This is a genomic window from Halomonas sp. KAO (genome assembly GCF_015595025.1).
In the GTDB taxonomy this organism is placed as follows: domain Bacteria; phylum Pseudomonadota; class Gammaproteobacteria; order Pseudomonadales; family Halomonadaceae; genus Halomonas.
On the sequence record NZ_JADNRL010000026.1, the window covers coordinates 77,243 to 95,716 of the forward strand.

The 18,474-nt window shown below is 66.7% G+C and carries 15 protein-coding genes; 1 reads left to right on the top strand and 14 read right to left on the bottom strand.

The features are described 5' to 3' along the window. Positions 1-34: 34 nt before the first annotated feature. Together secA and IOC61_RS14180 are read right to left on the bottom strand one after the other, a co-directional pair. The gene (gene secA / locus IOC61_RS14175; RefSeq protein ID WP_195689394.1) at positions 35-2,767 is read right to left on the bottom strand and encodes a preprotein translocase subunit SecA; all 2,733 of its coding nucleotides are present in this window, start codon (positions 2,765-2,767) and stop codon (positions 35-37) included. A 57-nt stretch (positions 2,768-2,824) separates the two neighbouring features. Continuing rightward, complete coding sequence (locus IOC61_RS14180; protein WP_195689395.1) at positions 2,825-3,196, bottom strand: hypothetical protein; 372 nt, start codon at positions 3,194-3,196, stop codon at positions 2,825-2,827. Between the two features lie 98 nt (positions 3,197-3,294). Between IOC61_RS14180 and IOC61_RS14185 the strand changes: the two genes are divergently transcribed. Beyond that, on the top strand, positions 3,295-3,756 hold the full coding sequence (locus IOC61_RS14185) for a DUF721 domain-containing protein (protein ID WP_195689396.1): 462 nt from the start codon (positions 3,295-3,297) through the stop codon (positions 3,754-3,756). A gap of 169 nt (positions 3,757-3,925) precedes the next feature. Here the strand turns inward: IOC61_RS14185 and lpxC are convergent, their stop codons facing one another. From lpxC to IOC61_RS14245, 12 genes are all read right to left on the bottom strand, one after another. Then, positions 3,926-4,837, bottom strand: coding sequence for a UDP-3-O-acyl-N-acetylglucosamine deacetylase (lpxC, locus tag IOC61_RS14190; protein WP_195689397.1), 912 nt, complete (start codon positions 4,835-4,837; stop codon positions 3,926-3,928). 113 nt (positions 4,838-4,950) lie between these two features. Next, the gene (gene ftsZ / locus IOC61_RS14195; RefSeq protein ID WP_195689398.1) at positions 4,951-6,126 is read right to left on the bottom strand and encodes a cell division protein FtsZ; all 1,176 of its coding nucleotides are present in this window, start codon (positions 6,124-6,126) and stop codon (positions 4,951-4,953) included. Positions 6,127-6,161: 35 nt separating this feature from the next. After that, positions 6,162-7,451 carry a cell division protein FtsA gene (gene ftsA / locus IOC61_RS14200; protein WP_195689399.1) on the bottom strand — a complete coding sequence of 430 codons (1,290 nt, stop codon included), beginning with the start codon at positions 7,449-7,451 and terminating at the stop codon, positions 6,162-6,164. A gap of 194 nt (positions 7,452-7,645) precedes the next feature. Then, the gene (locus tag IOC61_RS14205) at positions 7,646-8,371 is read right to left on the bottom strand and encodes a cell division protein FtsQ/DivIB (RefSeq protein ID WP_195689400.1); all 726 of its coding nucleotides are present in this window, start codon (positions 8,369-8,371) and stop codon (positions 7,646-7,648) included. Then, a complete protein-coding gene (locus tag IOC61_RS14210; RefSeq protein WP_195689401.1) occupies positions 8,368-9,297 on the bottom strand; it encodes a D-alanine--D-alanine ligase in 930 nt (309 codons plus the stop codon). The genes IOC61_RS14205 and IOC61_RS14210 overlap by 4 nt, the downstream gene beginning before the upstream one ends. After that, a complete protein-coding gene (murC, locus tag IOC61_RS14215) occupies positions 9,294-10,775 on the bottom strand; it encodes a UDP-N-acetylmuramate--L-alanine ligase (protein WP_195689706.1) in 1,482 nt (493 codons plus the stop codon). The genes IOC61_RS14210 and murC overlap by 4 nt, the downstream gene beginning before the upstream one ends. Positions 10,776-10,788: 13 nt before the next feature. Then, the gene (gene murG, locus IOC61_RS14220) at positions 10,789-11,877 is read right to left on the bottom strand and encodes an undecaprenyldiphospho-muramoylpentapeptide beta-N-acetylglucosaminyltransferase (protein ID WP_195689402.1); all 1,089 of its coding nucleotides are present in this window, start codon (positions 11,875-11,877) and stop codon (positions 10,789-10,791) included. Next, positions 11,874-13,094, bottom strand: coding sequence for a putative lipid II flippase FtsW (ftsW, locus tag IOC61_RS14225; protein WP_195689403.1), 1,221 nt, complete (start codon positions 13,092-13,094; stop codon positions 11,874-11,876). Before ftsW ends, murG begins: the two co-directional genes overlap by 4 nt. Further along, the gene (gene murD / locus IOC61_RS14230; RefSeq protein ID WP_195689404.1) at positions 13,091-14,503 is read right to left on the bottom strand and encodes a UDP-N-acetylmuramoyl-L-alanine--D-glutamate ligase; all 1,413 of its coding nucleotides are present in this window, start codon (positions 14,501-14,503) and stop codon (positions 13,091-13,093) included. Before murD ends, ftsW begins: the two co-directional genes overlap by 4 nt. Then, positions 14,503-15,585: a phospho-N-acetylmuramoyl-pentapeptide-transferase gene (gene mraY, locus IOC61_RS14235; protein ID WP_195689405.1), complete on the bottom strand. Its 1,083-nt coding sequence runs from the start codon at positions 15,583-15,585 to the stop codon at positions 14,503-14,505. The genes murD and mraY overlap by 1 nt, the downstream gene beginning before the upstream one ends. A 9-nt stretch (positions 15,586-15,594) precedes the next feature. Next, the gene (locus IOC61_RS14240) at positions 15,595-16,962 is read right to left on the bottom strand and encodes a UDP-N-acetylmuramoyl-tripeptide--D-alanyl-D-alanine ligase (protein ID WP_195689406.1); all 1,368 of its coding nucleotides are present in this window, start codon (positions 16,960-16,962) and stop codon (positions 15,595-15,597) included. Further along, the gene (locus IOC61_RS14245; RefSeq protein WP_195689407.1) at positions 16,959-18,464 is read right to left on the bottom strand and encodes a UDP-N-acetylmuramoyl-L-alanyl-D-glutamate--2,6-diaminopimelate ligase; all 1,506 of its coding nucleotides are present in this window, start codon (positions 18,462-18,464) and stop codon (positions 16,959-16,961) included. Before IOC61_RS14245 ends, IOC61_RS14240 begins: the two co-directional genes overlap by 4 nt. Positions 18,465-18,474 lie beyond the last annotated feature (10 nt).

Below are 18,474 nucleotides of genomic sequence, written 5' to 3' on the forward strand. Positions count from 1 at the left end.
TCTTCTCTCCTGTTGCGTTGGTCGGAGGCCGCTATCAGCTCAGCTTGCCGCAGCACTGCTTGTACTTCTTGCCGGATCCACAGGGGCAGGGATCGTTGCGCCCCACCTTGGGGCCTTCCCGGCGCACCGGACGCCCGTCGGATGCCGGCGCCGCCGTCTCCTGCTCATCCGTGGCGGCGTCGGGCGAATCATGACGGCTCGCCGCGGTCGCCTTCTCGCGCTCCAGTGCCTCGCGGCGCTGACGCTCCAGCTCCTCGACCTCCTCGGGGCGCCGCACCTGCACATGGCTCAGGATCCGTGTCACGTCCGCCTTGATATTGGCCAGAAGGTTCTGGAACAGCTCGAAGGCCTCACGCTTGTACTCCTGCTTGGGATTCTTCTGCGCATAGCCGCGCAGGTGGATCCCCCGGCGCAGGTGATCCATGGACTGCAGGTGCTCCTTCCAGCGGGTATCCAGCACCTGCAGCATCACCTGCTTCTCGAAGCGGCGCATCAGCTCGCTACCGGCCTGCTCCACCTTCTCCTCGTAGGCCTCACGGTGCAGGGCCTGCAGGCGCTCGCGCAGCTGTTCCTCATGGAAGCGCTCATCCTCCTCGGACCACTGCACCACGGGGACATCCAGGTTGAATTCGGACTTGAGGTACTCCTGGAGCCCGGCCAGGTCCCACTGCTCGGGCAGACTCTGGGGCGGCACATAGTCGCTGATCGCGAGGTCCATCACCTCCTCGCGAATACCCGCTACCGCGGCGGAGACTTGCTCGGCGGCGAGCACTTCGTTGCGTTGCTCGTAGATCACGCTGCGCTGATCGTTGGCCACGTCGTCATACTCGAGCAGCTGCTTGCGGATATCGAAGTTGCGACCCTCGACCTTCTTCTGGGCGCGCTCCACCGCATTGGAGACCATCTTGTGCTCGATCGCCTCACCGTGCTCCAGACCGAGGGCCTTCATCATGCGCTGCACCCGGTCGGAGCCGAACAGGCGCATCAGGCTGTCTTCCAGCGACAGGAAGAAGCGGGTCGAGCCCGGGTCGCCCTGTCGGCCGGCGCGCCCGCGTAGCTGGTTATCGATGCGGCGCGACTCGTGGCGCTCGGAGCCGATCACATGCAACCCGCCGGCCGCCAGCACGGCGTCATGGCGCTGCTGCCACTCGGTCTTGAGCTGCTCGACCTGCGCGGCAGTGGGGTTCTCGAGCTTGGCCGCCTCCGCCTCCCAGTTGCCACCGAGAACGATATCGGTGCCACGACCGGCCATATTGGTGGCGATGGTGATGGCACCGGGGCGTCCGGCCTGGGCGATGATCTCGGCTTCGCTCTGGTGCTGCTTGGCGTTGAGGACATTGAAGGCGAGGCCAGCCCGCTTCATCAGGTTGGCCAGGTACTCCGAGGTCTCGATGGAGGCGGTACCCACCAGCACCGGCCTCCCCGCCTCGGTCTCGGCCTTGACGTCCTCGATGATCGCCTCGAACTTCTCCTCGGCGGTGAGATAGACCAGATCGTTGAGATCGCGGCGAACCAGCGGCTTGTTGGTGGGAATCACCACCACGTCGAGGCCGTAGATCTGACGGAACTCGAAGGCCTCGGTATCGGCGGTGCCTGTCATGCCCGCCAGCTTCTCGTAGAGACGAAAGTAGTTCTGGAAGGTGGTGGAGGCGAGGGTCTGGCTCTCGCGCTGGACGGTGACCCCCTCCTTGGCCTCCACCGCCTGGTGCAGGCCCTCGGACCAGCGCCGGCCGGGCATGGTGCGCCCGGTGTGCTCGTCGACGATCACCACCTGACCCTCGCTGACGATATAGTCGACATCGCGATGGTAGAGGTGGCGGGCGCGCAGGGCCGAGTGCATATGCTGCAGCAGATTGAGGTTCTGGGCGGCATAGAGGGAGTCCTCCTCGCCCAGCAGCCCCTGCTCGCGCATCAGGCCCTCGACCTTGTGGTGGCCATTCTCGGTGATCTCGACCTGCTTGTGCTTCTCGTCCAGGATAAAGTCCCCGTCGACCGGGGCATCGGTGTCTTCCGACACTTCCCCCTGAACCAGGTGCTCCGCCAGTCGATCGACCACCCGGTAGAGCTCGGTGTTCTCGTCCACCGCCCCCGAGATGATCAGCGGCGTGCGCGCCTCGTCGATCAGGATCGAGTCCACCTCGTCGACGATGGCGTAGTGCAGGCCGCGCTGCACCTTCTCCTCCAGGGAGAAGGCCATGTTGTCCCGCAGATAGTCGAAGCCGAACTCGTTGTTGGTGCCGTAGGTGATGTCACAGGCGTAGGCGGCACGCTTCTCTTCGGGGGTCTGGCCGGCGTAGATGACACCGACGCTGAGTCCGAGGTACTCATAGAGGGGGCGCATCCACTGGGCGTCACGTCGGGCCAGGTAATCATTGACGGTAACGACATGCACCCCCTTGTCGGGCAGGGCATTGAGATAGACCGCCAGGGTCGCCACCAGGGTCTTCCCCTCACCGGTCTTCATCTCCGCGATGCGTCCACTATGCAGCGTCATGCCGCCGATCATCTGGACATCGAAGTGGCGCATGCCCATGACGCGCTTGCCCGCCTCACGCACCGTGGCGAAGGCCTCGGGCAGCAGGGCATCCAGTGACTCGCCTTCGGCGAGGCGCTCGCGGAAGGCCTCGGTGCGCGCCTTCAAGGCCGCATCATCGAGCCCACCGAGCTCGCTCTCGAGGACATTGACGCGCTCGACCTGGCGGCTCATGCGCTTGACTTCGCGGTCGTTCTTGGAGCCGACGACCTTGCGTAACAGGGAATTGATCATTAGGAGTCCGTCATCTGCGTATGGCATGGCGCCAACCGCCGGGGCGGTCGGCCATCATCAAGAATTCAGCATGTCCACACAGAAAGGAGGGCCGCGGCGGGTCAGGACATCGTGGTCAGCGGTCGTCTGGGCCACTGTCACGGGAGTGGCCGCCGGGGAGCCAACCGGCGAAAGAGCGGCTTGCCGCACCAGGGGCCACCACCCCCGCCTGCGTCGACGCGCCTTGAGCCGCGAGCTGGCACGTATCATGGCGGGCGCGAGAATACATACCTGCACCAGTCGCTCGGCCTGACGGGCCAGATCCCCCTGGGCGAGGCCCGCGGGCAACAGGCATCCCACCAGCAGGCCCGCCAACCACCAGCGAGCGTGACGCCGCGCTGGAGCGGGCCTGGCGAATACGGCAGGCGAGTGGCTGAGGGTCACGGCCATGCTGTCGAGGAGCTCCCGGCGTGCTAGTCTGACGGGCGCTACCGGCCCATTGCATGTATCGTCTGGCCCGCCTGATGCGGAACGAGAGAGTCAAGCCCATGAGTATAAAGGTTAAGCGCTTTCGCGCCCAGCCCATGTCCCAGCTACTGGGCGGACGCGGTGAGCTCGGCTCATTGATGCGAATGGCGAGAATGATCGACCTCGCCCAGTCGCACCTGCGTGCCCATCTCCCCGAGGAGCTGGGTGAACACCTGCATGTCGGGGGCTTTCGGGACGGCCGACTGACCTTGATCGCCGACGGGGCCGCCTGGTTGACGCGACTTCGCTATGAGCAGCCGCGGCTCCTGGAGCTGCTGCACCAGCTGCAGGGCTTCGAGGCGGTGCGCGGATTCACCCTGAAGGTCAGGCCGGTACGTCCGCCCAGGGCACCACTGCGCCAGGTGCGTCACCTGCCAGCCCGCGCCGCCGACGAGATCTCCAGCTGCGCTGCCGACACCGAAGACCCGAGGCTGCGACACGCCCTCGAGCGACTGGCCTCCCATGCCGAACGCGAGCCGTAAGCCGTAAGCCGTAAGCCGTAAGCCGTAAGCCGTAAGCCGTAAGCCGTAAGCCGTAAGCCGTAAGCCACGAACAGCCTCAACCGAAACGCCCCCAAGGGCCAGGCCAAGGGGGCGTTTCTCTTACAGCGTAAAGCTTATGGCTTACCGCTCACGGACTCAGTCCGTGCGGTCAGGCCATCGCGGGAGCCGCGAAGGAGATCGGGGCGATTTCGCTCTCTTCCTCGAAGGTGACGATCTCATAGGTATCGGGCTGATCCAGCAAGGCGCGACATAGCTGGTTATTCAAGGCGTGCCCGGACTTCACACCGTGGAATTCGCCGATCAGGCTATAGCCCAGCTGGTAGAGGTCGCCGATGGCATCGAGCACCTTGTGCTTGACGAACTCATCGTCGTAACGCAAACCGCCTTCGTTGACGATCCGGTAGTCGTCGACGACGATGGCGTTGTCCAGGCTGCCGCCCAGCGCGAGGTTGTTGGAGCGCAGGTACTCCAGGTCCCGCATGAAGCCGAAGGTCCGCGCCCGAGATACCTCCTTGACGAAGGAGGTGGTGGAGAAGTCCACCATCGCGGTCTGGGTCTGGCTCTCGAACACCGGGTGATCGAAGTCGATGGAGAAGCCAACCTTGAAGCCCTTATGAGGACGGAAGGTCGCCTGCTTGTCGCCATCACTCACCGTCAGTTCTCGCTTGATGCGGATGAACTTCTTGGCGGCATTCTGTTCGCTGATACCGGCAGACTGGATCAGGAACACGAAGGGGCCGGCACTACCGTCCATGATCGGCACTTCCGCGGCGCTGAGGTCCACATAGGCGTTGTCGATGCCGAGACCGGCGAGTGCCGACATCAGGTGTTCCACGGTGGCGACCTTGGCCCCGTCATGGGTCAGGGCGGTGCACAGGGTGGTATCGGTCACCAGCGCCGCGCGTGCCGGAATCTGCACCTCGGGGTCCAGGTCGGTGCGCACGAAGACGATACCGGTATCCACGGGCGCCGGCCGCAGGGTCATGTAGACCTTCTTGCCGGAGTGCAGGCCGACGCCGGTGGCGCGGATGACGTTCTTCAGGGTGCGTTGTCTGATCATGGGCAGTTGCCAGGCGGTTATCGGATTATCAAACACCGTTCACTATAGCACCAAACGAGCGTTTCAACAAAGAAAGCTCGTTCGGCGCGATACCATGGGTCCGATAGACTTCTTCAATCGGCCTGGCGACGCAGAAACGCCGGAATATCGAGATAATCATCCAGCTCCTGGGAGCGGCGCTTCTCGGCTCGCGGCTTGGGGGCCTCCTCGGACTCTGCCCGCGGCGCAGCCGCGGCGGCCTGACGGGAAGCAATCCCCGGCTGGCTGCGGCGATAGTCGCTCCCCGCTTCGGCACGCTTGGCACCCTCGCGGCTTACCGCCTTCTGCTGCTGACCATCGAGGCCGGCGGCCACCACGGTGACACGCAGCTCATCGGTCATCTCCATGTCGATGGAGGTGCCGACCACGATGGTGGCATCCTGTGAGGCAAACTCCTGAACGGTGGCCCCCACGTCGTTGAACTCGCCGATGGAGAGATCGGGGCCCGCCGTGATATTGACCAGGATACCGCGAGCACCGTGCAGGTCGATATCCTCCAGCAGGGGGCTGCGAATGGCCTTCTCAGCGGCCTCACGGGCTCGGTTCTCGCCGGTGGCGCCGCCGGTACCCATCATCGCCATGCCCATCTCGGACATCACGGTGCGCACGTCGGCGAAGTCAACGTTGATGATCCCCGGACTGGTGATCAGCTCGGCGATACCCTGCACCGCGCCCAGCAGCACGTCGTTGGCGGCACTGAAGGCAGTCAGCAGGCTGGCACTCTTGCCCAGCACCGACAGCAGCTTCTCGTTGGGGATCGTGATCAGGGAGTCGACATGCTCGGAGAGCTCGCGCATCCCCTCCTCGGCGGCGCGCATGCGCTTGGGACCCTCGAAGGGGAAGGGTCGCGTCACCACCGCCACGGTGAGGATACCCAGTTCCTTGGCGACCTGAGCAACCACCGGTGCACCACCGGTGCCCGTACCACCGCCCATGCCGGCGGTGATGAACACCATGTCGGCACCCCCGAGCAGCTCGGCGATGCGTTCACGATCCTCCATCGCCGCCTGACGCCCGACCTCCGGGTTGGCCCCCGCCCCCAACCCCTTGGTGATCTCGTTGCCGAGCTGCAGCACGGTCTTGGCTGCCACCCGCTTGAGGGCCTGGGCATCGGTGTTGGCGCAGATGAACTCGACGCCCTCGATGCTGCTCTCGACCATATGATTGACGGCATTGCCACCGCCGCCGCCAACGCCGATCACCTTGATGACCGCGCTGCTTGAGGGTGCGCTATCTACCAGTTCGAACATTTGCCCCGTCTCCTGAACCGCCGGCGGCGATCCTGTCAGAAATTTCCTTTCAACCAGCCCTTTAGCCTCGCCAGCGCCGAGGGACCTTGCCTGTCACCGCGTCGAGCGGTCTCCTCGCGCCGGGGCTGTGCGGACATCATGCTGCCCTGTGCCTCACGACCGTGCCCTTGCCGTGTCTCTTGTAGAGCGTAATGTAACAAACCGACTCCGGTCGAATAAATCGGATTGCGCACCACATCGGCCAGGCCACGCACATTCTGGGGGCAGGCGATGCGCACCGGCATATGGAAGATCTCCTCGGCCAGCTCCACCACGCCCTCCATGCGTGCGGTGCCACCGGTCAGGACCACGCCGGCCGCCACCAGGTCCTCGTAGCCGCTGCGACGCAGCTCATCACGAATCAGGGTGAACAGCTCCTCGTAACGTGGCTCGACCACCTCGGCCAGGGCCTGACGGGAGAGGTCGCGCGCCGGGCGATCACCGACGCTGGGCACCTTGATCATCTCGTCGCTGGCGGCCAGCTGGGTCAAGGCACAGGCGTACTTGACCTTGATCTCCTCGGCGTGCTGGGTCGGGGTGCGCAGCGCCATGGCGATATCGTTGGTGACCTGGTCCCCGGCAATGGGAATCACCGCGGTGTAGCGAATCGCACCCTCGGTAAACACGGCGATATCGGTGGTGCCACCGCCGATGTCGACCATGCACACACCGAGTTCACGCTCATCCTCGGTGAGCACCGCCATGCTGGAGGCAAGCTGCTCGAGAATGATGGCATCGACCTCCAGGCCGCAGCGGCGCACGCACTTTTCGATATTCTGCACGGCGTTGAGGGCGGCGGTGACCAGATGGACGCGGGCCTCGAGGCGCACACCGGACATGCCCAGCGGTTCGCGGATGCCCCCCTGGGCATCGATGGCGAACTCCTGTGGCAGTACGTGCAGCACCCGCTGCCCCTCGGAAATGGCTCGTGCACGGGCCGAGTCGATCACTCGATCGATATCCGAGGGGGTGACCTCACGCTCCTTGATCGCCACCACACCGTCGGAGTTCATGGAGCTGATGTGGCTGCCGGCGACGCCCACATAGACTGAATGGATGTCGCAGCCGGCCATCAGCTCCGCCTCTTCCACGGCACGCTGGATGGATTGCACCGTGGATTCGATGTTTATCACCACTCCCTTCTTCATGCCGCGAGAGGGATGCGAGCCGATACCGGCGATCTCGATGCCGCCGTCATCGGTGGGCTGACCCACGATCGCCACCACCTTGGACGTTCCGATATCCAGCCCGACTACCATATTGGACGCGTTGGATGGACCTGCCATGAGTCGGGGAGTCTCCTCGAACCTGGCCCACTCGATGGGCCTGAAACACGAAATTCAACCTGGGGACAATTATAGGAAAAAGCGAACACCTTCCTCCACCCCGGGACCAAGTAGACCTCTCACGATACGGCGCTTTTGCCGTAAATGAAACAGGCGCATGCCCATTGTCATGGGTGTTTCACCGGAAAAAGGGGTCACTCATCATCCGCGTCATCCTGACCGAGGGGATCGCCCTCACCATGCCATGCCACCGCGACACCGTTCGGATATCGCAGATCGATGTAGCGAATATGCGACGCCTGCCGTTCGAGTTGCCGATGCCACGCAGCGGTCAGGCGCGCCAGCCGCCCCTCCCGATCGCCGCGACCCAGCATTACCCAGACATTGTCATCGAGCTGGAATCGCCAGGCGCCTCGCGGCTCCAGGCGCAGCTGGGTCAGCTCGAGCCCCATTTCGGCGAAGCGCGTGGCGAGACGCTCATGGTAAGCGAGTACCTCGGCCCCGCTGCCCTTCGGGCCGGCGAGATCGGGCAGGCCGCCGGGGGGGGAGACCGAGCCAATGGCGAAGGGCTCCCCCTCCGGATTGAGCAGGGCGTCATCATTCCAGCGCGCCACCGGCACCTCTTCCACCAGCTCGAGCGTCAGGGCATTGGGCCACTCGCGGCTGACCCGAGCCTCGGCGATCCAGTCGACCGTCAGTGCCTGTTCGCGCAGCTCGGAAACATCCACCGACAGCCAGGTATGGCCACGCAGCAGCGGCGACAGCCTGTCACGCAGATAGTCGGCACTGACATGCTCCAGATCGCCGCCGATCGACACCCGCTCGAGGGGCCTGTCGAGCCATAGCCACAAGGCCCTGCCACCGGCGCCGAACAGCACCAGCAGCAGCACCACACCCAGCCAGCCACCCCGCTGACTCATGCCGGGCGACTCTCCAGTGTCGCGGCGAGGATACGCAGCACCAGTGCCTCGAAGTCGATGCCGATATGAGCCGCCGCCTGGGGCACCAGGCTGTGGTCAGTCATGCCCGGGGAGGTGTTGACCTCGATCAGCCAGAAATCTCCTCGGTCATCGCGCATCACATCGACGCGCCCCCAGCCTTCGCCCCCTACCGCGACGAAGGCCCGACGGCACAGCTCACCCAGCGCGGCCTCCTCGCCCTCCTGCAACCCGCAGGGCAGGTGGTAGCGGGTCTCGTCGGAAAGGTACTTGGCCTCGTAGTCGTAGAAGCCCCCGGCCGCCTCCACGCGAATCGCCGGCAGCACATCGTCGCCGAGAAGTGACACCGTATACTCCTCTCCCTGCACGAAGCGCTCGGCCATTACCCGCGCGTCAAACTGCGCTGCCTCCTGATAGGCAGCGGCCAGTGCCTCGGCGCTCTCCACCACGCTGATCCCCAGCGTCGACCCCTCATGAACCGGCTTGACGATCAACGGCAGCCCCAGGCGCCCGACCACGGCCTGCCAGTCGGCAGCCGGGCCCAACATCTCGGCCTCCGGGGTCGGCAGGCCCAGTGCCTGCCACACCTGCTTGGTGCGCTGCTTGTCCATGCCCAGAGCCGACCCCAGCACACCGCTGCCGGTGTAGGGGATTCCCATCAGCTCGAGCGCCCCCTGCAGCGTGCCATCCTCGCCGCCACGCCCATGCAGGGCGATAAACACGCGATCCGGGGCCAGTGCCTCGAGCCCCACCAGACCACCGTCGGCGGGATCATAGCCGACGGCATCGACACCGGCTCGAACCAGCGCCGAAAGCACCGCCTGCCCACTCTTCAGGGACACCTCACGCTCGGCGGAGCCGCCACCGAACAGCACCGCCACACGCCCCAGTTCCGACACCAGCGTCATAGCATCACCTCGTCGAGTACCAGGGCCGACTCGGCCAGCGCCTGGGCGATTCCACCGATATCACCTGCGCCCTGAGTAATCAGGATATCGCCCGGCCTCAGCACGCGACCCAGCAGCTCGGGCAGCTCCGCCTTGTCCTGCACGAAGATCGGATCGACGATGCCGCGCTGACGAATCGAGCCGGCCAGGGCGCGTCCGTCGGCACCGGGAATCACCGCCTCGCCGGCACTGTAGACGTCGAGCAGCAACAGGGTGTCGACACCGCCCAGCACGCGCACGAAATCCTCGTAGAGATCGCGGGTGCGAGTGTAGCGATGGGGCTGATAGAGCATCACCAGGCGGCGTTGGGGCCAGCCGGCACGCACCGCCTGAATCACCATCTCCACCTCACGCGGATGGTGGCCATAGTCGTCCACCAGCATCACCTCGCCCTCTTTCCCGGGGGTCGGCTCACCCTTTTTACTGGGTATCGGAAAGAGGCCATGGACCTGGAAGCGGCGCCCCACTCCCTGGAAACCGGCCAGGCCTCGCAGGATGGCGGCGTCATCCACCCCGGCATCACTGGCCACGGCGATGGCGGCCAGGGCATTCAGGGCGTTGTGACGGCCAGGCATGGCCAGCTTCACCTCGAGGGGCGCCAGCCCGCCGGGGCGTCGAGCGATGAAACGCACCTCCCCCTGCGCCTGCACGAACCCCTCGATGCGGTAGTCGGCATCCTCGCTGAAGCCATAGGTGACGAACTGGCGACTGACGCGATCCAGCAGGCTCCGCACATGCTCGTCATCGATGCACAGAATGGCCAGCCCGTAGAAGGGAAGGTTGTGCAGAAACTCGATGAAGGTACCCTTGAGCCGCTCGAAGTCGCCGCCGTAGGTACTCATGTGATCGGCATCGATATTGGTAACGATGGATACCAGCGGCTGAAGGTGCAGGAAGGAGGCATCGGATTCATCGGCCTCGGCCACCAGGTAGTCGCCCTCCCCCAGTCGCGCGTTGGCTCCGGCACTGGTCAACCGCCCCCCGATCACGAAGGTGGGATCGAGCCCCCCCTCGCCGAGCAGCGTGGCGGTCAGGCTGGTCGTCGTGGTCTTGCCGTGGGTGCCTGCCACCGCGATGCCATGGCGGAAGCGCATCAGCTCGGCGAGCATCTCGGCACGCCTGACCACCGGTACTCGATTCTCCTGCGCCCAGCGTATCTCGGGATTGGTCTCGTCCACGGCGGTGGAGACCACCACCACATCGGCACCGGCAACATGTTCGGTGGCATGACCGATGGCCACGCGAACCCCGCAGCCACGCAACCTGGCAACCACCGGTGACTCGCGCAGGTCACTGCCGCTGACGATATAGCCCTGGTTGGCGAGCACCTCGGCGATGCCGCACATACCGGCGCCCCCGATGCCCACGAAGTGGATATTTCGGATGCGGCGCATGCCCAGCCCGCGGCCATGGCGATCGGATTCGGCCTGACCGGCCATCGAATGTGATCTGCTATCGCTCAAAACCTGTCTCCATGCAGCCGGCCACCAGGCGCTCGACGGCGTCGAGATGGGCGCAGGCGCGAGCCCGCGACGCCATGGTGGCCAGGGTATCGGGGTCAAGCAGCACCGTCAGGCGCTCGGCCAGCGTTGCTGCAGAAAGTCTGATCTGGGGCAGCAGCTCGGCGGCCCCCTCCTCCACCAGTGCCCTGGCATTGGCGGTCTGATGATCATCCACGGCATGCGGAAAGGGCACGAACAGGGCCGGCTTGGCCGCGGCGGCAAGCTCCGCAACGGTCAGCGCGCCGGCTCGGCATACGATCAGGTCGGCCCAGGCATAGGCACTGGCCATGTCGTCGATAAAGGCGGTCACCTCGGCCGAAACGCCCTGTTGCGTGTAGGTGTCTCGGGTGGCGACATCCTTGTCTCTCCCGGCCTGGTGCCACACGGCGGGACGTCGATTCTCGGGCAGACGCGCCAGTGCCGCCGGCACTGCCTCATTCAATGCCCGGGCCCCCAGGGAGCCACCCACCACCAGCAGCCGTAGCGGCCGACCGGCCATCGCGGCGGCGCCACGCGGCGCCTCGCCGAGGCGCGCGATCTCATCACGCACCGGATTGCCGATCACCTCCCCACGACCCCGAAAGGCCTGGGGAAAGGCGGCGTAGACCCGCCTTGCCAATCGCGCCAGGGCACGATTGGTCAGTCCGGCCACGGCATTCTGCTCATGGATCACCAGCGGCCGCCGTGACAGCCAGGCGGCGAGCCCTCCGGGCCCGCTGGCGAACCCTCCCAGCCCCACGACCAGCTGAGGGTCGAAGGTACGGATCACCCGCCACGCCTGCCATACCGAGCGGGTCAGGTTGAATGGCGCCAGCAGCCAGCCGGCCGCGCCATTGCCGCGCAGGCCGGCCACGGCGATCCGGTGGAGGGGAATGCCCGCCTCGGGCACGAGACGGTTCTCGATGCCCCTTGGGCTGCCGAGCCAGGCCACCTCCACGCCACTCGCCTGCAGGCCACGGGCCAGGGAGAGAGCGGGGATCACATGGCCACCGGTACCACCGGCCATGACCAGCACTCGACGCGGGGAGGTGTGACTCATTGCTGGGCTCCTTGTCTGACCAGTGGTGGCGATCCCTTCGCCGCCGTTCGCGGGGCCGCCGGGGAGCGGCGGCGCTTTTCACGCCGGGTCTCGATATCGACGCGCAGCAGCATCGCCACCATGCAGGTGCAGACCAGCAGGCTGGAGCCGCCGTAGCTGAGCAGTGGCAGAGTCAGCCCCTTGGTGGGCAGCATGCCACTGCTTACCGCAATATTGATAAAGGCCTGGGCACCGATCACCAGGGCGATGCCGTAGCTGAGGTAGGCGGAAAATGCCCGTCCGGCAAGCTCCGCGCGGCGCCCCACCGCCATGGCACGCCACACCAGCAGGGCGAACAGGCCGATCACGCAGACGGCGCCCAGCAGGCCCAGCTCCTCGGCGAGCACCGCGAACACGAAGTCGGTATGGGCTTCAGGCAGATAGAAGAGCTTCTGGACGCTGTTGCCGAGCCCCACGCCCAGCCACCCACCACGACCGAAGGCGATGAGCGCCTGGGTCAGCTGGTAGCCACTGGCGAACTGGTCGGCCCAGGGGTCGACGAAGCTGGTCAGGCGAGCCAGGCGATAGGGCTCGGCGATGGCCAGCAGCGCGCCGCCCGCCGCCACCACCAGCGCCAGGAAGAGGAACCGCCCCCAGGGGGCACCGGCCATCAGCAGCATGCCCATCACGCAGCCGGTCATCACCACCACCGCACCGTAGTCGGGCTCCATGATCAGCAGGACGCCATACAGGCCAAGCACCACCAGTGGACGCAGGAAGGCCCCCCAGTGGCGACGGACCTGCGGCAGGAAGCGCTCGAGATAGCCCGCCAGATAGACGATCAGGCACAGCTTGGCTATCTCGGAGGCCTGGATATTGAAGGGGATACCGGGCACCGACAGCCACCGCTTGCTGCCGTTGACCTCACGCCCCACCAGCAGGACCAGCGCCAGCAGCACTACCCCCACCAGCAGCAGCAGCGGTCCGTTGGCTCGCCACCACCCCATCGGGATGCGCAATACGCCGGTCGCTACCAGCACCGCCACCGCGACGAAGAAGCCGTGACGCGCACTGAAGTACCAGGGATTGCCGGTCAGGCTCGCCGCCACCCCGGTGGAGGCGGACGTCACCATCACCCAGCCGGTCAGCAGCAGGGCAGTCGCGGCCACCAGCAGCCAGCCATCGAAGGGATGGTCGCGGGTCGAGAGGCCCTCTCGGAGTCGTGCCAGACGGCTCATGCCCCCTCCTGTGCCTGATGGTGGTGAACCCAGTCACGAAAGGCATCGCCGCGCGCCTGGTAATTGGCAAACTGATCGAGGCTGGCACAGGCCGGCGAGAGCAGCACGGCGTCTCCCGGCTCGGCGATCGCCGCCGCTCGCGCCAGGGCGGCCGACAGGTCAGCGCTCCGGGTCACCGGCAGTGCCCCGGCGAGGGCCGCCTCGAGGCGCCCCGCATCGCGGCCGAACAGGATCGCCTCGCGGCCGAAGCGGGCCAGCGGCTCGGCCAGGGGAGTAAAGTCGGCGCCCTTGCCCACGCCACCGGCCAGCAGGATCAGGCGCCCCTCGAGGGTGGGGCCGAGGCCAGCGATCGCGGCCAGCGCTGCCCCCACATTGGTCCCCTTGGAGTCATTGATCCAGCGTACGCCCCCCACCTCGGCCACCAGCTCGCTGCGATGGGGCAGGCCCGGGAAGCGTTCGAGCACCCTGCGCATGGCAGACAGCGGAAAGCCCAGCCGGTGCCCCATGGCCAGCGCCGCCAGGGCATTGGCCTGATGATGGCGCCCCGCCAGGCGCATGGCCGCCACCGGCATCAGCGGTCTTTCGCCGTGCATCAGCCAGTCGGCACCGGCGTGGCTGGCCACCCCCCACTCGTTATCCAGAGGCGGCGCGGCGGAAAAACGGTCGATAACGGGGAGCTCGCCCTCGGGCCAGGTCAGGGGGTCATCGGCATTGACCACGGCGTGGCGTGCACCACGAAAGATGGCCAGCTTGGCCGCCCGGTAGCCGGACATGTCGCCGTGGCGATCCAGGTGGTCCTCGGAAAGATTCAGGAAGAGTGCGCACTCGGCGCCCAGCCGCGGAGTCGTCTCGAGCTGGAAGCTGGAGAGCTCGAGCACATACAGCTCGGCCTCGCCCACCTCATCCAGCAGGTCGAGGGCCGGCCTCCCCAGATTGCCCCCCACCGCCGCCTTCACACCGGACTCTTGTGCCATCTCACCCACCAGGGTCGTCACGGTGGACTTGGCATTGGAGCCGGTGATGGCGGCGATGGGTGCCGCCGCCTCACGCACGAACAGGGCGATCTCACCCACCAGACGCGGCTCGCCGCTGGCAGGATTGACTCGCCCGGCGAGCGCCTCGAGGCCGGGCGTCTGTGGGTCGACTCCCGGGCTCAGCACCACCTCCTCGGCCTCCATCAGGTCGAGATCCTGTAGAGGACCAAGATGCACGGCAACGCCGGGATGCGCGACCCGGAAGTCATCCAGCCCGGGCGGCGCCTCGCGGGTATCGGCCACCATGAAGGGGACGCCACGACGCGCCAGATGCCGGCAGATCGCACGCCCGGAGAGCCCCAAGCCCACCACCAGGGTGGAACCCGGCGGCACACGGCCCCCGGCGGCCCGGGAGGTGATCGCTGCGCGCTCCATCAACGCACCTTGAGGGTAGCCAGCCCGATCAGCACCAGCACCACGGTGATGATCCAGAAGCGCACGATGACGCGGGGCTCGGGCCAGCCCTTGAGCTCATAGTGGTGGTGGAGCGGCGCCATGCGGAAGATGCGACGACCGGTAAGCTTGTAGGAGGCCACCTGCAGGATCACCGACACGGTCTCCATCACGAAGATGCCGCCCATGATGAACAGCACGATCTCCTGGCGGACGATCACCGCGACCACGCCGAGAGCCGCCCCCAGGGCCAGTGCCCCCACATCGCCCATGAACACCTGGGCCGGGTAGGTGTTGAACCACAGAAAGCCCAGGCCGGCCCCCGCGATGGTGGCGCAGAACACCGCGAGCTCCCCCGCGCCGGGTATCCCCGGAATCTGCAGATACTCGGCAAACACCGCATTGCCGCTGGCATAGGCGAAAATTCCCAACCCCATGGCCACCAGCACCGTCGGCATGATCGCCAGGCCGTCGAGGCCATCGGTGAGATTGACCGCATTGGAGCTGCCCACGATCACCAGGTAGGCGAGCACCACATAGAAGAGGCCCAGCGGCAGCACGAACTCCTTGAACAGCGGCACGATCAGGCTGGTTTCCACCGGCGAGGCGGCGGTGGCATAGAGCAGCACCGCCGCGGCCAGGCCGATCACCGACTGCCAGAGATACTTCCAGCGTGCCGGCAGGCCACGCGGATTCTTCTCCACCACCTTGCGGTAGTCGTCGACCCAGCCGATCGCGCCGAAGCCCAGCGTCACGGCCAGCACGATCCATACATAATGGTTGGCCAGATCGCCCCACAGCAGGGTGCTCACGGCAATGGCCATCAGGATCATGGCGCCCCCCATGGTCGGGGTGCCGGCCTTGGAGAGATGCGACTGGGGCCCATCGTCACGCACCGCCTGACCGATCTGTCCTTCGACCAGGCGGCGGATCATGACCGGCCCCAGCCACAGACAGAGCACCAGTGCCGTGATGGTGGCCAGGATCATCCTCAGTGTGAGGTACTCGAAGACATTGAAGGCGCTGAAGTAGTGCGCCAGAAACTCAGCCAGATAGAGAAGCATGTATCACGTTCACCGTGTTGTGTCCTGGCGCAGTGCCGCCACCACCTGTTCCATGGCGGCACTGCGCGACCCCTTGACCAGCACGCTGGCGCCGGGGGGAAGATGATCCAGCGCGTGGCGCACCAGCGCCTCGCGATCGTCGAAATGGCACCCGCCTTCACCGAAGGCATGACAGGCGTGGCGTGCCGCCTCGCCCAGGGTGCCCAGGAAATCGATCCCCAGTTCCCGTGCGTGGCGTCCGATCTCGGCATGCAGCGCCGCGGACGCCTCTCCCAACTCTCCCATGGCACCCAGCAGGCACCAGCGTGGTCCTGGCAAGGCAGCCAGGAGCTCGAGCGCGGCCTTCACCGCGCCGGGGTTGGCGTTATAGCTATCATCGATGATTCGGGTCTCGCGGATACCGGCCACCACATCCTGGCGGCCCGGCATCGCCTCGGCCGCCGAGAGCCCTGCCAGCACATCGTTCGTGGAGGCGCCCATGGCGAGGGCCGTCGCCGTCGCCGCCAGGGCATTGGCGACGCTGTGCCGCCCCATCAGCCGCAGCCTGACATCGCCAAGCCGGCGGCCATCGACGACAAGCGTGAAAGCATAACGTCCGAGAGCGTCGGCGACCAGCGAGCGGGCCGTGACCCTGGCCCCCTCGCCCAGCCCGAAATCCAGCACCTCCCGCGGGGCCGCGAGCCGACGCCAGGTAGCGAAGTAGGCGTCGTCGCGATTGAGTACCGCGATGCCCTCGGCATCCAGCCCCGCCAGGATCTCGGCCTTGGCCTGGGCGATCTGCCCCATGCCGCCGAACTCACCGACATGGGCGCCGGTGACATTGGTGATCAGGGCCACACGCGGCTCGGCAAGGCCCACCGTCCAGGCGATCTCGCCCAGATGGTTGGCCCCCAGCTCGACCACCGCCTGCCGGTGGTGCGGGGTCAGCTCGAGCAGGGTCAGAGGGACACCGAAATCGTTGTTGAGGTTACCTCGGGTGGCATGCGTCGCCCCCTGCCGGCCGAGGATGGCGGCCAGCAGCTCCTTGACGGTGGTCTTGCCGCTATTGCCCGTTACCGCTGCCACGGGACCACCCCAGGCCCGGCGCCTGGCCCGGCCCAGCAGCCCCAGGGCGAGACGGGTATCGGCCACGACCAGTTGCGGCAGCGGATCCTCCACCGCCCTTTCGACCACGGCGGCCACGGCCCCCGCCTCGCGGGCCTCGGCCACGAAGTCATGCGCATCGAAGCGTTCGCCGCGCAGAGCCACGAAGAGCGCACCCGGCGACACCCGGCGCGTATCGGTGACGATCGCCTCGATCGACAGATCATCCTCCGCGCACTCGAGACCCAGCGCATCGGCCACCTCGGCAAGGCTCGTCAGCCCGCAGCGGGTCATGAGGCGGACCCTCCCGTGCAGCGAGCCTGAAGCGCCTGCTCGGCCACCTCCCGATCGTCGAAGGGGTGGCGAACACCGGCGATCTCCTGATATATCTCGTGCCCCTTGCCGGCGACCAGCACGACATCATCGGGTCCCGCCTCACGGAGCGTTTGCCGGATGGCCGCGCCGCGTCCGGAGATGGCCCAGGCCTGGCGTCTGGCTTCCTCGCTCAGTCCTGCCAGCACCTGGTCGCGAATGGCTTCGGGGTCCTCGCTGCGCGGGTTGTCATCGGTCACCACCAGGCGATCGGCATGGCGCTCGGCGGCGGCGGCCATGGGCGCTCGCTTGCCGGCATCACGGTCGCCGCCGCAACCGAACAGGCACCAGAGTTCGCCTCGCCCGGGCAGATGGTCACGCAGTGCCGCCAGCGCGTTGTCCAGGGCGTCCGGGGTATGCGCGTAGTCGATCACCACGGTGGGCGCCCCCGGGTGCGTCAGCACCTCCATGCGTCCGGGCACCGGCACCAGGCTGGCCGCCGCCTCGATCAGCGCCTCGAGGTCATGCCCCCGGCCCAGCAGCGTGGCCATGGCCAGCAGCACGTTGTCGAGGTTGAAGCGTCCCACCAGCGGCAGCACCAGCTCTCGCTCCCCCCGGGGGGTGGCGACCAGGGCACGCTGCCCGGTGGCGTGGGGAGTACACTCCAGCACACGCAGGGTCACCGCCTCATCACGCCCGGTCGCCAGCACCCGCACACCATCGGCCACCCCGGCCAGCATCAGACGCGCCAGGGGGTCATCGCCATTGACCACGGCGAGCTCGAGCTCCCGGCGTCGAAACAGCCTCGCCTTGGCAGCCGCATAGGCGGTCATGCTGCCGTGATAGTCGAGATGATCGCGGCTCAGATTGGTGAACACGGCGGCCCTCATCCGGCAGGCCGCGAGACGCCCCTGCTCCAGGGCATGGGAGGAGACCTCCATCGCCACCCGCGCCACGCCCTGGCGGGCGAGCTCGGCGAGCGAGGCCTGGAGCGCCAGCGGCCCCGGCGTCGTAAGGCCAGTATCCGCCAGCTCGCCGGGACGCCCATGGCCCAGGGTGCCGATCACCGCGGCATCGACACCGAGCGCCTGGCTCAGCTCGGCCAGATAGTGGGTCACTGAACTCTTGCCATTGGTACCGGTGACACCGATCAGCTCCAGGTCGTCGGGCACGCCGTAGAGCAGGCGGCCGAGCTCGCCCAGCCGCTCACGCAGCCCGGCAAGCGCCACCACCCGGGCATCATCGGGGCAGTCACGGCCGTCTCCGGTGTGGCAGAGCACCCGTACCGCGCCGTCGGCGAGCGCCCTGTCGATATAGTCGCGCCCATCCACCAGCACTCCGGGTACCGCAACGAACACATCGCCCGCCGCCACCTGCCGGCTGTCGGTCTGCAGTCGGGTCTCCCCCTCTGGGACACCGTCCAGCCCGCAACCGGGCCAGAGCCGCGCCAGGGTAGCGTCGAGGTGGGACATGGCGATCATCATGGCAGGACTC

Bases quoted from the DNA above. Each gene is read 5' to 3' on its own strand.
- IOC61_RS14205 (WP_195689400.1), bottom strand. From the start codon at position 8,371: ATGAGTCAGCGGGGTGGCTGGCTGGGTGTGGTGCTGCTGCTGGTGCTG.
- IOC61_RS14210 (WP_195689401.1), bottom strand. From the start codon at position 9,297: ATGACGCTGGTGTCGGAACTGGGGCGTGTGGCGGTGCTGTTCGGTGGC.
- murC (WP_195689706.1), bottom strand. From the start codon at position 10,775: ATGGCCGGTCAGGCCGAATCCGATCGCCATGGCCGCGGGCTGGGCATG.
- lpxC (WP_195689397.1), bottom strand. From the start codon at position 4,837: ATGATCAGACAACGCACCCTGAAGAACGTCATCCGCGCCACCGGCGTC.
- IOC61_RS14245 (WP_195689407.1), bottom strand. From the start codon at position 18,464: ATGATGATCGCCATGTCCCACCTCGACGCTACCCTGGCGCGGCTCTGG.
- secA (WP_195689394.1), bottom strand. From the start codon at position 2,767: ATGATCAATTCCCTGTTACGCAAGGTCGTCGGCTCCAAGAACGACCGC.
- ftsW (WP_195689403.1), bottom strand. From the start codon at position 13,094: ATGAGCCGTCTGGCACGACTCCGAGAGGGCCTCTCGACCCGCGACCAT.
- IOC61_RS14240 (WP_195689406.1), bottom strand. From the start codon at position 16,962: ATGACCCGCTGCGGGCTGACGAGCCTTGCCGAGGTGGCCGATGCGCTG.
- murG (WP_195689402.1), bottom strand. From the start codon at position 11,877: ATGAGTCACACCTCCCCGCGTCGAGTGCTGGTCATGGCCGGTGGTACC.
- IOC61_RS14185 (WP_195689396.1), top strand. From the start codon at position 3,295: ATGAGTATAAAGGTTAAGCGCTTTCGCGCCCAGCCCATGTCCCAGCTA.
- IOC61_RS14180 (WP_195689395.1), bottom strand. From the start codon at position 3,196: ATGGCCGTGACCCTCAGCCACTCGCCTGCCGTATTCGCCAGGCCCGCT.
- ftsZ (WP_195689398.1), bottom strand. From the start codon at position 6,126: ATGTTCGAACTGGTAGATAGCGCACCCTCAAGCAGCGCGGTCATCAAG.
- mraY (WP_195689405.1), bottom strand. From the start codon at position 15,585: ATGCTTCTCTATCTGGCTGAGTTTCTGGCGCACTACTTCAGCGCCTTC.
- ftsA (WP_195689399.1), bottom strand. From the start codon at position 7,451: ATGGCAGGTCCATCCAACGCGTCCAATATGGTAGTCGGGCTGGATATC.
- murD (WP_195689404.1), bottom strand. From the start codon at position 14,503: ATGGAGCGCGCAGCGATCACCTCCCGGGCCGCCGGGGGCCGTGTGCCG.